15 protein-coding genes are annotated in these 14,751 nt (G+C 39.4%); 3 read left to right on the top strand and 12 right to left on the bottom strand.

Annotated features, from left to right (window positions below; translation table 11 throughout):
• Nucleotides 1–249 precede the first annotated feature (249 nt).
• Together NSS65_RS19415 and NSS65_RS19420 are read left to right on the top strand one after the other, a co-directional pair.
• Nucleotides 250–1,569 (top strand): hydrolase, encoded by a 1,320-nt coding sequence (locus tag NSS65_RS19415; protein WP_326135165.1) that lies wholly within the window; start codon nucleotides 250–252, stop codon nucleotides 1,567–1,569.
• Nucleotides 1,570–1,584: 15 nt separating this feature from the next.
• Complete coding sequence (locus tag NSS65_RS19420) at nucleotides 1,585–1,995, top strand: hypothetical protein (protein WP_061110353.1); 411 nt, start codon at nucleotides 1,585–1,587, stop codon at nucleotides 1,993–1,995.
• A 25-nt stretch (nucleotides 1,996–2,020) separates the two neighbouring features.
• Here NSS65_RS19420 and NSS65_RS19425 read toward each other — a convergent pair whose 3' ends face one another.
• On the bottom strand, nucleotides 2,021–3,076 hold the full coding sequence (locus tag NSS65_RS19425; protein ID WP_076840623.1) for a hypothetical protein: 1,056 nt from the start codon (nucleotides 3,074–3,076) through the stop codon (nucleotides 2,021–2,023).
• A gap of 72 nt (nucleotides 3,077–3,148) precedes the next feature.
• On the opposite strand from NSS65_RS19425, the gene yyaC reads away from it, so the two are divergent.
• Nucleotides 3,149–3,775, top strand: a complete 627-nt coding sequence (yyaC, locus tag NSS65_RS19430) for a spore protease YyaC (protein WP_034283638.1) — start codon at nucleotides 3,149–3,151, stop codon at nucleotides 3,773–3,775.
• Between the two features lie 25 nt (nucleotides 3,776–3,800).
• Here the strand turns inward: yyaC and NSS65_RS19435 are convergent, their stop codons facing one another.
• The 11 genes from NSS65_RS19435 to rpmH all read right to left on the bottom strand — a co-directional run bounded on the left by NSS65_RS19435 (nucleotide 3,801) and on the right by rpmH (nucleotide 14,131).
• A complete protein-coding gene (locus tag NSS65_RS19435; protein ID WP_046312548.1) occupies nucleotides 3,801–4,655 on the bottom strand; it encodes a ParB/RepB/Spo0J family partition protein in 855 nt (284 codons plus the stop codon).
• Nucleotides 4,648–5,409 (bottom strand): sporulation initiation inhibitor protein Soj, encoded by a 762-nt coding sequence (gene soj, locus NSS65_RS19440; protein WP_008360890.1) that lies wholly within the window; start codon nucleotides 5,407–5,409, stop codon nucleotides 4,648–4,650. Before soj ends, NSS65_RS19435 begins: the two co-directional genes overlap by 8 nt.
• A 236-nt stretch (nucleotides 5,410–5,645) precedes the next feature.
• Nucleotides 5,646–6,470 (bottom strand): orthopoxovirus pf05708 family protein, encoded by an 825-nt coding sequence (locus NSS65_RS19445; protein WP_070326264.1) that lies wholly within the window; start codon nucleotides 6,468–6,470, stop codon nucleotides 5,646–5,648.
• A 129-nt stretch (nucleotides 6,471–6,599) separates the two neighbouring features.
• Entirely contained in the window at nucleotides 6,600–7,475 is an 876-nt protein-coding gene (noc, locus tag NSS65_RS19450) for a nucleoid occlusion protein (protein ID WP_024424067.1), read from the bottom strand.
• Between the two features lie 105 nt (nucleotides 7,476–7,580).
• Nucleotides 7,581–8,300 (bottom strand): 16S rRNA (guanine(527)-N(7))-methyltransferase RsmG, encoded by a 720-nt coding sequence (gene rsmG, locus NSS65_RS19455; protein WP_046312542.1) that lies wholly within the window; start codon nucleotides 8,298–8,300, stop codon nucleotides 7,581–7,583.
• Between the two features lie 13 nt (nucleotides 8,301–8,313).
• Nucleotides 8,314–10,200, bottom strand: a complete 1,887-nt coding sequence (gene mnmG / locus NSS65_RS19460) for a tRNA uridine-5-carboxymethylaminomethyl(34) synthesis enzyme MnmG (RefSeq protein WP_046312540.1) — start codon at nucleotides 10,198–10,200, stop codon at nucleotides 8,314–8,316.
• Between the two features lie 17 nt (nucleotides 10,201–10,217).
• Nucleotides 10,218–11,597 (bottom strand): tRNA uridine-5-carboxymethylaminomethyl(34) synthesis GTPase MnmE, encoded by a 1,380-nt coding sequence (gene mnmE, locus NSS65_RS19465; protein ID WP_024424070.1) that lies wholly within the window; start codon nucleotides 11,595–11,597, stop codon nucleotides 10,218–10,220.
• Between the two features lie 400 nt (nucleotides 11,598–11,997).
• Nucleotides 11,998–12,621, bottom strand: coding sequence for an RNA-binding cell elongation regulator Jag/EloR (gene jag / locus NSS65_RS19470; protein WP_034283644.1), 624 nt, complete (start codon nucleotides 12,619–12,621; stop codon nucleotides 11,998–12,000).
• Entirely contained in the window at nucleotides 12,618–13,400 is a 783-nt protein-coding gene (gene spoIIIJ / locus NSS65_RS19475) for a YidC family membrane integrase SpoIIIJ (protein ID WP_087976621.1), read from the bottom strand. The genes jag and spoIIIJ overlap by 4 nt, the downstream gene beginning before the upstream one ends.
• A gap of 158 nt (nucleotides 13,401–13,558) precedes the next feature.
• Entirely contained in the window at nucleotides 13,559–13,918 is a 360-nt protein-coding gene (gene rnpA / locus NSS65_RS19480; RefSeq protein ID WP_024427652.1) for a ribonuclease P protein component, read from the bottom strand.
• 78 nt (nucleotides 13,919–13,996) lie between these two features.
• On the bottom strand, nucleotides 13,997–14,131 hold the full coding sequence (gene rpmH / locus NSS65_RS19485) for a 50S ribosomal protein L34 (protein WP_073208224.1): 135 nt from the start codon (nucleotides 14,129–14,131) through the stop codon (nucleotides 13,997–13,999).
• Between the last annotated feature and the right edge of the window lie 620 nt (nucleotides 14,132–14,751).

The raw sequence follows: 14,751 nt of genomic DNA on the forward strand, positions 1-14,751 counted from the left end.
AAAACGGCGATGAAGGGCAATGCACAAAACAAAGAGTCTCTTTCAATCGTTCATCCTATTCTTTTTTAGAGAAAAAACCCTTCTTTTAGATCATTTTATTTGTGACCAATAGTTACTTAAACTCCGTTTTTTTTCAATATTGTCACAAACACTGTAGGTCAAAAGGTTTTTATTGGTAGAACGCGGTGGTTTTTCCATATTTTTTGATTTATGATATCTGCATAAATGTTATGTGAGGGAGCAGGTACGATGGTCAATCGAAAGGATAGATTAACTGATAAAGAATATAAAATCATATCCGATCATGCTGGAAATATCGACAATTACCAGCAGCACCATACGATAGAAATAGGTCAGCAAACACTCACTGTCCACGATTTTCTAAAGATCGACCATAAAATATATGGTTTAACAATGCAGCCAGAACAATCAGATGAATTCATCGTCGCTTTTCACTGTCCACTGCCAAACCAAATGACGGTGACATCTAAGCAAGATGTACACAACGCGGCACAGTCATTACTCAAAACAGACTATGCCTATCCAATTGAAAGAAAGTCCCTTGATGGCAATCAAGACCATGTCTTTTTTAAAGGGAAGGAATACATAGAGAAAGTCTGTCAGAAGCATCCGAATGCAGGTATCCATCTCACTGGACAAGCACTTGCCGGTGCTGTTTGTGCTTATGTTGCAACAGAACAGCCAGCTGTCAAAAAAGCCGTCACCTTTGACAGCCCAAATATATGGAGCAGCCTGTCGCCTTCGATTCAGCAAAAGGCGCAGCAAGGTCAATATACACGCATGTTGATTGAATATATTCAGCCTAGTCATTACGTCGGTTTACTCAATCGCCATGATCAAGGAGTTGGGCAAGTCAAGTACACCGTACCGCCACGGCAGCAAGACTCAGTCCAAGAATCCGTTAAATACAAAAAAAGGGAAATTGACACCTTTTTAAAATCAGCTTTTGCATCTATGAATATAGAATGGAACGAATCCTTTGATACAAATGCTTTTTTAGCTCTCATTTCAGGAGAATTCAAAGCAAATGGATATTCATTCCATCCGAATGGATCCGCCCGTATTTTAGATGAACAGCTTGATCATAATACAAGTTTTACAGCCATGCTGCTGCAAGAAATTCATTCTGGACGTGCATATGCACAAAACGGACTTGAAATTATCATAAAATCCCATTTACTAAAAAATTCATCCTATGATCTGCAAAGCATTATTGAACATGAAGTGCACACTGTATTTGAAAAAATCGATGGAATTGATGAAAGTGTAAAAGACGCCGTCCATCATGTAAAACAAGAGCTTAAAGGACTCGTAGGCTTTGGCCACTATGATTTATTAAGTCATAGTGATGTGGAAGCACTGGTAGACGAAGTGAGGATGGAACAGTCGCATTCCTCCTTTTATTCACACGAAAAACAGCTGAATGCCTTGTACACCCTGAGGGATTACGAACAAGAGCTTTCTGCTCTTTCAAGACATATGTATACAATGGGTGATGACTACGCCAAGGCAGATAGACGCCTTGCGATGCAAATGGGTATTCATTAAGAAAGGAGTCATCGCATGATCAATCAAAATAAGCCTCCTAGTGACGCCCAGCGTTTCTTGCAAAATGTGAGTGCCCGCCGCTCCATGTCTGTATTCGAAAATCAATCGGCACCAAATACACAAACACAGTCTCCAGAAGAAATGGCCGCCATTCAGGCCATGCGAAGAGAAGGACAGCGAAAGGATCTAAAACGGCTGCTCAAAATGCGGCTGCACGACGAATTAGCAAATACTCGCGTGCACTTGGAGTATCAATTGGCTAAAACAGAAGACATGATAAACCAGACGACCATTGTCAAACAACACATTTCCCAGCATTTAAAGGGACAGGCCATTTCAGAATTAGAGGATCGCCTCCAGCGTCTCAAGCAAATGCCTGTCTATGATGATATCAAAGAAGCTATTGATTCAATTCAGATCAAATAAGCACAGCTCTAAAAAAGAGAGGTGCTTATTTTGTTTTATCAATATAATTTTTAGAACGAGAAAATATCTTTTTACTTAAAATCGGATACAGCATTAAACAGACGAGCAAATACAGATTCAACAAACTATAAATTGGATACAAGAAAGCAATCAAATCAGCAAATCCAAGAGATGTTAAAGGTGCCATCAAAAGAAGCATCACCAAGACAACCAGCCAGCGGGGCATTCGTACAAAAGAAAGCATCCGGCTGGATAATCCAAATAAACCTGCTGCCGTCGTCGTATAAATTGCTAGACAAAGGACAACGGTCATAAACACAAACAAAGAAGTCGGCGCCCCTTCTAATACTGTAAACAAAGGAATTCCCTCTGATGAAAGACTTCCCGAAATATCAACCAGTATTTCGTTATACACATACGAGATGACACCAAAAATAAGACCGCTTAATATACTCGCCACTTTGGCTTCCCCAAGCCCCTTCATTTCTTTCCCAACCGAAGACAGCACTGCCACAACAGATAATATGTTCAAAGAAGCAAAGACAATGCTGGCAGGCCAATTGTACTGCTGCCCAAAATCAATCCTCCACATATGATCATGGTTCATATAATAAAAAACAAACGCATAGATGAGCCCCGCCACCAAAATTGGTATAATGAAAGCATTCACAGATAAGAGCCCTTTCACATCCCAGAAAAAAATCATAAATGAAAACAAACAGAACGCGCCGATGCCAACCCAAAAAGGCACATGATACATCTCAAGCGTCACCCCGCCGCCAGCAATCATGACCGTCGTTGTCGTGAATAAATAAAGGACAATTAACACGTCATACACCTTAGCCAGCCATGGACCGACAAGCCGTTCCAGCACTGGCACAAAGTGATCTGCACGCACCTCATAACTGATTTTTAACACCACATAGGTAGACAGCATAAACATCAATGTAAACAGTAGAATGGCTAGTCCGCTATCAATGCCAAAAAACTGCCAAATTTCCTGGCCGGAAGCATATCCCGCACCTATTAAGCTTCCTAAAATTAAAAGCGTCCACCTTGAACCAGCCTTCCACACAATCATCACCTCATAGGTATAGAATTAAGCTTGTTTCCGTATACTGTTACTAACTACTATGACAAGGAAGTGAGACCTATGAATAGCAAGAACGGTCTTTTTTTTAGAAATAGGGTAAAAGAATACGTGTCCCATACGGATACAAACGCCATTCAACAGCTTAAAAGTATTTTATTCTCGCATCTTCAGAAAGCAGGAAAAAGACCCGTTGCCATCGTTTGTATTGGTACAGACCGCTCAACTGGCGACTCTCTAGGTCCACTTGTTGGTTCAAAGCTTTCAGGTCTGGATTTGAAAAAGCTTCATGTATATGGAACACTCTCTGACCCAGTGCATGCGGTCAATTTAAAAGAAAAACTCGCTGAAATTGAACAAGCTCATAAACACCCGTTTATTGTAGCGGTTGATGCCTGTTTAGGAAGAGTGAAAAGTGTCGGTTCTTTCCAAATTGGAGATGGACCGTTAAAGCCTGGAGCTGGTGTGCAAAAAGAGCTTCCAGAGGTAGGAGATATTCATATTAATGGGATCGTCAATGTGAGTGGTTTCATGGAATACTTCGTCCTCCAAAACACACGTCTTCATCTTGTCATGTCTATGGCCAATACACTTTCTGAAAGTCTATCTCACATTGACCAAATGGATTGGACGAGAGAAAAAAGCCGGTCTCTCTTCACCCCTATTCAAAATATCACTGGAAGAATATAAAAAAGACCATCTCATATCAAGATGGTCACTCTGATGATTCCCTCGTAGAAAGCAATTCAAGGATTCTGTCTAAATCTTCATTTGAGAGGAATTCAATCTCAATTTTACCTTTTTTCTTCTGTTTCTTGATCGTCACTGAAGTACCAAAGTAGTTTTGTAAGAAAGACTCTCTTTCTTTCAACACTCGATCCTTTGGTGCTTCTTTTTTCTTTGTTTCACGTGGAACATTTTCGTTTAACTGCTGAACAAGTTTCTCAACCTGTCGTACGTTTAACCCCTCATCCACGATTTTCTTTACCAAAGGCGCCAGCTTCTTTTTGTTCTTTAAGCTAAGCAATGTCCGGCCATGTCCCATTGATAACGTTCCATTTGCAATCAGCTTTTGGATCTCATCCGGTAAAGTCAACAGACGGAGATGGTTCGCAATATGCGGTCTGCTTTTCCCTAATCGCTTCGCTAATTCCTCTTGCGTCACACTTAGATGATCCAGCAAGGAAGCATACGCTTCCGCTTCCTCTAGTGGAGAGAGATCCTCACGCTGCAGGTTTTCTAAAAGGGCAATTTCTCTCATCAGCGTTTCTGAAAACTCTCGAACGATTGCAGGAATTGTTGTCAGACCAGCTTGTTGTGCTGCGCGAAAACGACGTTCTCCTGCTACTATGTCATATCCTTTAATCGATTTACGAACAATGATCGGCTGTAAAACACCGTGCTGCTGAATGGATTCTTTCAGATCAGACAATGCATCATCATCAAACGTTTTCCTTGGCTGATAAGGATTCGGACGCAAATCCTTTAATTTAATTTCTTCAACCGTTTCTTCATTTGAGTCTACGTTGTTAAATAGTGCATTAATACCCTTTCCAAGACCTTTAGCCATTCGCATCCACTTCCTTTGCTAAGTCTAAATAGACATCTGCACCTCTTGAACGTGGATCATACAAGATAATCGGCTTTCCATGACTTGGCGCTTCACTCAGCCTCACATTTCTCGGAATGACGGTTTGATAGACTTTATCTCTAAAGTACTTCTTCACTTCTTCGATAACCTGAATCCCAAGATTTGTTCGGGCATCAAGCATTGTCAGCAAGACACCTTCAATGGCAAGATCGGTATTTAGATGTTTCTGCACGAGACGAACTGTGTTTAACAATTGGCTCAATCCTTCAAGCGCATAATATTCGCACTGAACTGGTATTAAAACGGAATCGGATGCAGTTAACGCATTAATCGTCAGCAGTCCAAGTGATGGCGGGCAGTCAATAATCATATAATCATAATTCTGCTTAACAGATTCAAGTGCTCTCTTCAGCCTCACTTCACGTGAGATTGTAGGCACAAGCTCTATTTCAGCCCCTGCAAGCTGTATCGTCGCAGGAATGACATCAAGATTTTCGACCTCTGTCGTCTTAATCACATCAAGAACATCTGCATCATCAACTAAAATATCGTACACACACTTCTCTACGTCGGCCTTCTCAATCCCAATACCACTCGTGGCATTGCCCTGCGGATCAATATCAACTAACAACACTCGTTTGCCTATGTATGCTAAACACGCACCCAAATTAACAGAAGTTGTCGTCTTCCCGACGCCGCCCTTCTGGTTGGTAATCGCTATGATTTTCCCCACGATGTCACCCACTTTCAACTTAACAAGTTTCTCAATCATTCATACTTCCTATTCTATCAAAAAAAGTATGAAACGTTTGCTTTTTTTGTTTCCCTATTATAAATTCGTCGGTGAATGTGCCTTTTCGTACATAAAAGAACGAATGATAACACATCTAAAAAGTATATTGATATATCTTTTTTAAGAAATAGACATGCATCAAAACCCTCACTTCTATCAAAAGTGAGGGTCACATATTAAAAGTATAATTCACCTATTTTACGGCCTTCACTGACAATGACCTTAGGAGTTACTGTTTTATAGCTTTTCTTTTTTAAAAATCCATAGGGTGTCTTAATGGTAAAAGTCGCATGTCCCAAAGCGTCCCCTGTTTTGCCATAGGCCTGCCACACGATCTTTGAACAATAAGTCGGGTCCAATGATTGAATTGACATGGTGATGGAGTAGCGAGCCTTCGGATGATCTTTCACATAATCGTGTGCCCATTCCCCTGCTAAATCTGCCTTCTCCTCTTGATTAATCCGAATTACCTTTGTATTGGCACTATAGCGAAACCAGTTATGAATGGAATCAAGTTGAGGATGCTTTCGAAACCCTGGAATAGAAGCATAGCTTTTCTCATTAATGACGATACCTGCATGTCCAACCAAACCCTTCACAGCATCAGTGGTTGTCACCAAGATATCTCCTTTTTTAGGGATAATATCGGTACCAGGATACGGCTTTCCTAAAAGTTGCTTGAGGGTGTGCGGCTTTTCATCCGTCACCAGCTCATCATGCTTATTTTGTCGTAAACCATAGTTCTTCAAATCATCGTCAGCTGTAATCAAGTCGATCGAATCGTCGGAAGACGCATACTCTTGATTAAATTGCTGTACAGTCACATCTTTAGAAACAACACCTTGCTTCTTCAAAACGTTCAATTCTCTGTTGGTCATCAGGCCTTCATCCGCATGAGCCGTTGGCGATTTCACAGCGTATATTGTCGCTTCATTTGGAAAAACAGAAAAAGAAATAAGTAAATAGCAAATAATGGCGAAAATAGTCTTCTTCATTTTCATCAGTAGTTGTCACCTCCTTTATACTATGAAAATCATATTTTACCAATTTATAAATATTATGTAAATATGGTGTGTGCAGGAAATAAGACAAACAAAAAAAGCTGACGAGTGGCGCTCATCAGCTTATTTCTATTTAGGAATTCGAATCGTTAATTGGATATATTCCTCAAACTCTTCTTCCTCGGTATTTATTTTAAGTCCGCTGTCTTCTACCATGTGGAGAGACTGACGAATGGTATTCATCGCAATTCGTGTATCACGACTAAACGCCTTACGTTTTGGCTTCGGTTTGCGATCCGTTTTTTGTTCAAGCATCTTCACTACACGCTCTTCAGTCTGTTTCACATTCAACTGCTTTTCGATGATTTCCTGCAATAGCGCGATTTGTAATTCTGGAAGCTTTAGGGGCACAAGTGAACGTGCATGCCTTTCAGAGATTTTTTTCTCTAAAATGGCTTGTTGTACCTCTTCAGGCAACTTTAAAAGTCTTAATTTGTTAGCAACAGTTGATTGTCCCTTGCCTAAACGCTGAGCAAGCGCCTCTTGTGTTAAATCATGAAGCTCTAAAAGACGTGCATAAGCATGAGCCTCTTCAATAGAAGACAGCTCTTCTCTTTGCAAATTTTCAATCAATGCCACAGATGCCGTTTCCGTATCAGTAAAATCTTTTATAATAGCGGGGATTTTCTCCCATTGAAGAGTCTGTACCGCTCTCCAACGTCTTTCGCCGGCGATCAGTTCATATTTTCCTTCTTCTTCTGTTGGTCTAACAACAATCGGTTGGATAATGCCATGGGTATGAATCGTCGTGGCCAGCTCTTGTATCTTTTCTTCTGAAAAAATGGTGCGTGGCTGAAAACGGTTTGGCATAATTGTGTCGACCGGGAGCTCCTGTATCTCTTCCTTTAATGTATCATGCTCAGCAATCTCTGCCTCTATTTCGGTTTCACGCTCAGGATGTTCTTTGTCTCCAAGCCCGAAGAAGCGTGAGAGTGAATGCTTCATGAACCTACACCACCTTTAAAAACTACCTTTTTATAATTCTATTTTCTCATGTTTTTTCCTTCTGTAAAATCATAAATATTGAAGAAAAACCGACCTTTTACATGATCAACCTTCTATTGGTGATTTATTAGGTGTTCCTGGTTTTCTAGGATATTTTTTTGGTGTTTGCTTTTTCTTTTCAATGACAATGATGTTCCGTTCGCTTTCTTCTAAAGGAAGAACAAAGGAATGCTTTTCAACAACCTCTCCTCCGAGGACTGTGACAGCTTTTTTCCCTGCTTGCATTTCTTCATCAGCGGCAGATGCTTTTAAGGCAACAAACAATCCTTCCTTTTTCACTAGAGGCAGACATAGTTCGCTCAAGACGGATAAACGTGCAACTGCTCTAGCAGTGACAAGATCATAGCTTTCACGCTTTTCCTTACGTTGTCCAAACGTTTCCGCACGATCATGATAAAAAGTAGTATCTTGTAAGTTTAATCCTTTTGCTAACTCATTGAGAAACGTAATTCGTTTCTGAAGAGAATCAACAATGGTCACATGTAGATGAGGGAAACAAATCTTAAGAGGAATGCTTGGAAAACCAGCACCAGCTCCAATATCACAAATCGTCGTCACTTTGTGAAAATCAATAAAAAATGCTGCTGATATTGAATCATAAAAATGCTTTAAATACACTTCTTCCTTTTCAGTAATGGACGTTAAATTCATTTTCTCGTTCCATTCTACAAGCATGCGGAAGTAGGTTTCAAATTGTTCAAGCTGCACAGGAGAAAGAGTGATCCCTTTCTCCTCTAGTGCTGCTGTAAATTGTTTAATGTTCATGCCGACATCCTTTCTATTCTGCTATCTTCGCAATACGCCCCTGCTCTAAATATACTAAAAGGATAGAAATATCAGCAGGGTTAACGCCTGAAATACGAGAAGCCTGTGCAACAGAAAGCGGTCGGACTTCTTTCAGCTTTTGTTTCGCTTCAGTTGCAATCCCTTTGATGGCATCATAATCAATACGATCAGGAATCTTTTTGTTCTCCATCTTTTTCAGTTTTTCAACTTGCTGGAGTGACTTTTCAATATAACCTTCGTATTTAATTTGAATCTCTACCTGCTCACACACATCAGAAGGAAGCTGTGTTTCCGCAGGAGCTAATTTCACAACAGTTTCATAATTCATTTCTGGACGTTTCATCAAATCACTTGCACGAATGCCGTCCTTCAACTCACTTCCACCGAGTGAACGAATAAATTCTTGAGTCTCTGCTGTAGGTTTAATGATCACAGAATATAAACGTTTTTTCTCTGCTTCAATGGCTTCTTTTTTCTGCTGGAATGCTTGGAATCTTTCTTCAGAAATTAATCCAATTTGATAGCCAAGTTCAGTTAATCTTAAATCAGCATTGTCATGACGGAGAAGGAGACGATACTCAGCACGTGATGTCAAGAGACGGTATGGTTCATTTGTTCCTTTTGTGACAAGGTCATCGATGAGGACACCGATATATGCATCAGATCGGCTTAAAATGACTTCTTCTTTACCTAATGCTTTTCTTCCTGCATTAATACCTGCCATAATCCCTTGACCTGCTGCTTCCTCATAACCAGACGTACCATTAATTTGGCCGGCTGTATATAATCCAGAAATTTTCTTCGTCTCAAGTGTAGGCCACAACTGAGTAGGCACAATCGCATCATACTCGATGGCATAACCCGCTCTCATCATTTGAACATTCTCGAGTCCTGGGATAGTTGAAAGCATGCGCTGCTGTACATCCTCCGGAAGACTTGTAGACAATCCTTGAACATAAACTTCCTGCGTATTACGACCTTCTGGCTCTAAGAAAATTTGATGTCTCGGTTTATCATTGAAACGAACCACTTTATCTTCAATGGACGGGCAGTATCTAGGACCAGTTCCTTTAATCATACCTGAATACATTGGAGAACGGTGTAGATTTTCATCAATAATTTGATGAGTCTCTAAACTCGTGTACGTTAACCAGCATGGCAGCTGGTCAGTAATATATTCAACCGTTTCATAGGAGAACGCCCGCGGGACATCATCACCTGGTTGAATTTCTGTTTTACTATAATCAATCGAGTGGCTATTCACTCGAGGAGGTGTTCCTGTTTTAAAGCGAACCAAATCGAATCCTAGTTCTGCTAAATGATCAGATAATTTAATAGAAGGCTGCTGGTTATTTGGACCGCTTGAATACGAAAGGTCTCCTAAAATGATGCGGCCTTTTAAGAAAGTCCCTGTCGTTAAAACAACAGACTTCGCACGATAGTTCGCCCCTGTTTGAGTAACAACACCCTTACATTCATCATCTTCTACAATTAAATGATCTACCATACCTTGCAGCATTGTCAGGTTTGGTTCATTTTCCATTGTTTTTTTCATTTCATGCTGATATTGGAACTTATCTGCTTGCGCTCTTAACGCACGGACAGCAGGTCCTTTCCCCGTATTCAGCATGCGCATTTGAATATGCGTCTTATCTATATTTCGTGCCATTTCTCCGCCTAGAGCATCAATTTCTCTGACGACAATCCCTTTTGCGGGGCCGCCTACGGACGGATTACATGGCATAAAAGCAACCATATCGAGGTTGATAGTCAATACAAGTGTTTTGGCGCCCTGTCTTGCAGAAGCAAGAGCAGCCTCAACTCCAGCATGACCGGCACCCACGACGATTACGTCATAATTGCCAGCTTCATAACCCATTTCTTATGTTCCTCCCTTTACTTTCCTAAACAGAATTGAGAGAATAACTGATCAATCAAGCTTTCATGAACAGCATCTCCAATAATTTCACCTAACTGTTCCCAGCAGCGTGTTAAATCTATTTGAACTATATCGATCGGTACGTCCATTTCAATTCCTTCAAGAGCATCCTCAATGGATTGTTTTGCTGCCTGAAGAAGAGCAATATGCCTTGTATTACTTACATACGTTAAATCTCCACTTTCAATTGAACCCGTGAAGAATAGTGATTGAATCGCGATTTCAAGCTCATCAATCCCTTTTTCTTGTAATAATGATGTAGTAACCACCGGACGATCCTTCGCTAACTGCTTGACCTTTTCAATATCAAGCTTAGGCTCAAGATCTGTCTTATTCACGATTACGATGATATCCATGCCTGAGACGGCCTCAAAAAGTTTGATATCCTCTTCTGACAATTCCTCGCTATAATTGAGCACAAGTAAAATCAGGTCAGCTTCTTTTAAGACCTGTCTAGATCGTTCAACCCCTATACGCTCAACAATGTCCTCCGTCTCACGTATACCCGCAGTATCGACTAATCGAAGCGGTACACCTCTAACATTTACATATTCCTCAATGACATCTCTCGTTGTTCCAGGAATATCCGTTACAATCGCTTTTGTTTCCTGTACAAGACTATTCAACAAGGAAGACTTCCCAACATTCGGTCTTCCAATAATGACAGTGGATAAGCCCTCGCGAAGTATTTTCCCCTGCTGAGAAGTCGTTAGCAGTGACTCAATTTCCTTTTTCACTGATGTTGCCTTTTCAACTAAAACCCGATGCGTCATTTCTTCAACATCGTCATACTCAGGATAGTCAATATTGACTTCAACATGGGCCAGTGTTTCCAATATCTCGCCGCGAAGTCGTTTAATCAAACCTGAGAGGCGTCCCTCCATTTGAGTAATCGCTACATTCATCGCACGATCTGTCTTTGCGCGAATTAAATCCATTACCGCTTCAGCCTGCGAAAGATCAATTCTTCCATTTAAGAAAGCTCGTTTTGTAAACTCACCTGGCTCCGCTAATCTCGCTCCTTCTCTTAAAGCAAGCTGCAGTACTTTATTGACCGTTACAATCCCGCCATGGCAGTTAATCTCAATAACGTCTTCTCTCGTAAATGTTTTTGGCGCTCTTAATACTGACACCATGACCTCTTCTATTACTTGCTCAGTGCTAGAATCCACAATATGACCATAATGAATCGTATGTGAATCCACCGATACAAGTTTTTTCTCCTTAGGACCTTTATACATCCGATCAGCAATCTGTACCGCATCAGGCCCGCTTAAACGAATAATCGCAATTGCTCCTTCACCCATCGGTGTAGAAATTGCTGCAATTGTATCCATCACTCATTCACCTCTTTCTCTACTTAATAAACAGTCTGTTATCTATTAAATGGACATTGTCCATCTCTATATCAAAAACGCTTAATCCAAAATTTAAAGATATCATAAATGAAAGCGAAGTGAAAGTTCCCATATCTAATTATCCACAGCTTTGCATCTTATCTATTTTAACACTTAACTTATCCACATGTGAATAACGACGTTTGAAACTTGTCTTCACATCTTACACCTAAATCCAATAAATTTAAACGCCCTGACCCCTATACTTACTTGTTAAATTGGCGTTTTGCACTCATATCACACACTCATTTTTTAGAAATAAAGGATGAATCCTCTATAAAAAGCAATTTTTCAATAAAAAAAGACTAAAATCCAGCTTTGCTGAATCTTAGCCTTTCTGCTATTTTTTATACAGCACCACAACATGACGTTTGCTGCCTGTATCTTCAGATGCCGTTGCAAGTTCTTTAGAGAATGCAGCAATCGCATCATGAACAATTTTTCGTTCATTCGAAGGCATTGGTTCTAAATGAACCTTTCTCTTCGTTTTTAAAACCCGATTTGCTGTTTTGACTGCATATTGTTCAAGTGCTTCTTGTCGTTTCTTCCTATAATCGCCAATATCAATTGTTATATGATGATACTGATCAGAATAACGATTAAACACTAGCTGTACCAACGTTTCTAAAGAGTACAATGTCTGGCCTCTTTTTCCAATCATTAATGACGTTTTATCTCCATCAATGTGGTAAGAAATGTTTTTCGGTTCCTGTTTGGAAATAATCTTTGCTTTAGGATCAATAGACTTAACAATTTTATCCAAATACTGTGTAGCTAATTTAAATGCATTTATCTTTTCTACTAACTTGACCACAGCTTGTCTTTTACCAAATAATCCTAAAAACCCTTTATTTCCTTCATCTACTATTGTGATTTCTACTTCTTCTTGTAGTAGCTGAATTTGTTTAAGTCCGGAATCTACTGCTTCTTCGATTGTGCGACCGACAGCAGTTATTTCCTTCATTTTTTATTCCCGCCAGCTTTTTCTTTTGTATCAACTTTTACTTGAGGTGTTTTAATCACCAATGTTTGAATGATCATGAAAATGTTACCTACAACCCAGTACAATGAAAGTGCTGCTGGGAAACTAATTGCAAACACAACGATCATAATCGGCATCACCCATAGCATGATAGCCATTTGAGGGTTGTCCGAAGGATTTCCAGCCATCATCAGCTTTTGCTGAATGAAAGTAGCTACACCCGCAATAATCGGTAATAGGAACAATGGATCTGGGCTGCCTAAGTCAAACCATAAGAATGTATGCTTTTTAATTTCTGCTGTTCTCATAATTGCATGATAGAAACCAATAAGGATTGGCATTTGAATTAAAATTGGGAAACAGCCTGCTAATGGATTGACGCCATTTTTTTGAAAAAGGGCCATTGTTTCCTGCTGAAGCTGCTGCTGTGTTTTTTGATCTTTAGAGCTATATTTTTCACGAAGCTTTTTCAATTCAGGCTGTAATGCTTGCATCGCTTTTGTACTTCTTAACTGTTTAATCATTAATGGTAAAATAAGCAAGCGAATTAACAGTGTTACAATAATAATCGCTACACCATAGTTTTCACCAGTTAAGTTTGCCATGTACGTGATTAATTGAGATAGCGGGTAAACAATATAAGAATTCCAGAATCCCTTACTATCTGATGTAATTGGTTCATTGATCTGTGTACATCCTGCCAATAAAACCAATACGCCAATCAAGCTAAATATTAGTAATAATCGCCTTTTCAACAAGATTCCTCCCATTACTTCAAACTTTATTTAAGTTGGAATTGATTAAGAAAGTGACTCACCTAATCAGTATGGTAACATTTTTTCTTTGCAAAGTGGTGGTTTCATTTTAATTCACTAGATGAAGGAAGCGCTTTTAAAAATTGATTCAACGAAAGTTTCTATTACGAAGACTTTTTCGGTTGTTGTTGATAAACAGCGGATTTTCTAAATAAATGTTGGAGAGACTTCTTTGTTTCTTCAAAGGTCAATTCACTCGCTGGTTTTCGTGCAATGACAATGTAGTCTTTTTCTTGCTTTAACTTATGGCCTTCCTCTAAAAACACCTGACGGATCAGACGTTTAATTCGGTTTCTAATCACTGCATTACCAATCTTCTTACTGACAGACAATCCTAGACGCAGTTCAACTTGATTTGGCTGATCCAGCTGGTAAATAACGAATTGGCGATTTGCCATTGATTGACCTTTTTTGAACACCTTTTGAAACTCTTCATTTTTTTTTAGCCTGTTTCGCTTCTTCATGTTTTCTTCCACTCCGATAAAAACTGACAGTTCATTTACGATTTTATGTAAAAAAGACCACTGACATTATTCAGTGGCCTAAGCTGATAATTTTTTTCTACCTTTGCTGCGGCGTCGCTTTAAAACTAGACGTCCGTTTTTAGTACTCATACGGCTGCGGAAGCCATGAACTTTACTACGCTTACGGTTATTTGGTTGAAACGTTCTTTTCATTTATGACACCTCCCTGAGGAATAGCTGTTTAAGACAGTCTAACTCATTATATTTGTGTAACCCATCGATTGTCAATATCAATGATAAAACTCTTATTATCAACCTTATAAGCATAACATAAATTATCAAACGAAGAAACCTTCTTTTTTAGTTTCCAACATTTTATTCTCTTTTTCCTCCTAAAAGACCTTTAAAACAAGAATGTGGATATTTTTCCGGCATATTTAGACTATCCACACCCATTATCGACATTTTTTTCACACAAATAACCGATGTGGATAATTATTTTTCAACAGGATGTAAAGTGTGTGGATAAGTTTGTGACACCCATTGCACCATCTTGTTTATTTTGATATTATATTTGTGTTTTAACTCTTAATTACTTATCTGGCCCTTTTATATTATCCACAATTTGTGGATAACCTGTGGAAAGTTATTACACAGCCTGTTGAATTGTTTATCCACAGCTTGTGTAATTTGTCGAAAAGACGTTTTTCTACTATATTAATTGTTTTCAACAATGTATGTGCACGAATGGTGATGACCATTTGCTCTTTTTCGTGTTCTATAACAGTTTGATACTGGTCATTTTAAAAAGAAAAGGAGGGGGGAGAAGCCTT

The sequence above is a fragment of the Bacillus sp. FSL K6-1006 genome (assembly GCF_038593175.1).
Lineage (GTDB): Bacteria > Bacillota > Bacilli > Bacillales > Bacillaceae > Bacillus > Bacillus safensis.

Excerpts from the sequence above, each read along its gene's own strand:
- NSS65_RS19415 (WP_326135165.1), top strand. The coding sequence starts at position 250 with ATGGTCAATCGAAAGGATAGATTAACTGATAAAGAATATAAAATCATA.
- NSS65_RS19420 (WP_061110353.1), top strand. The coding sequence starts at position 1,585 with ATGATCAATCAAAATAAGCCTCCTAGTGACGCCCAGCGTTTCTTGCAA.
- NSS65_RS19425 (WP_076840623.1), bottom strand. The coding sequence starts at position 3,076 with ATGATTGTGTGGAAGGCTGGTTCAAGGTGGACGCTTTTAATTTTAGGA.
- yyaC (WP_034283638.1), top strand. The coding sequence starts at position 3,149 with ATGAATAGCAAGAACGGTCTTTTTTTTAGAAATAGGGTAAAAGAATAC.
- NSS65_RS19435 (WP_046312548.1), bottom strand. The coding sequence starts at position 4,655 with ATGGCTAAAGGTCTTGGAAAGGGTATTAATGCACTATTTAACAACGTA.
- NSS65_RS19445 (WP_070326264.1), bottom strand. The coding sequence starts at position 6,470 with ATGAAAATGAAGAAGACTATTTTCGCCATTATTTGCTATTTACTTATT.
- noc (WP_024424067.1), bottom strand. The coding sequence starts at position 7,475 with ATGAAGCATTCACTCTCACGCTTCTTCGGGCTTGGAGACAAAGAACAT.
- rsmG (WP_046312542.1), bottom strand. The coding sequence starts at position 8,300 with ATGAACATTAAACAATTTACAGCAGCACTAGAGGAGAAAGGGATCACT.
- mnmG (WP_046312540.1), bottom strand. The coding sequence starts at position 10,200 with ATGGGTTATGAAGCTGGCAATTATGACGTAATCGTCGTGGGTGCCGGT.
- mnmE (WP_024424070.1), bottom strand. The coding sequence starts at position 11,597 with ATGGATACAATTGCAGCAATTTCTACACCGATGGGTGAAGGAGCAATT.
- jag (WP_034283644.1), bottom strand. The coding sequence starts at position 12,621 with ATGAAGGAAATAACTGCTGTCGGTCGCACAATCGAAGAAGCAGTAGAT.
- rnpA (WP_024427652.1), bottom strand. The coding sequence starts at position 13,918 with ATGAAGAAGCGAAACAGGCTAAAAAAAAATGAAGAGTTTCAAAAGGTG.
- rpmH (WP_073208224.1), bottom strand. The coding sequence starts at position 14,131 with ATGAAAAGAACGTTTCAACCAAATAACCGTAAGCGTAGTAAAGTTCAT.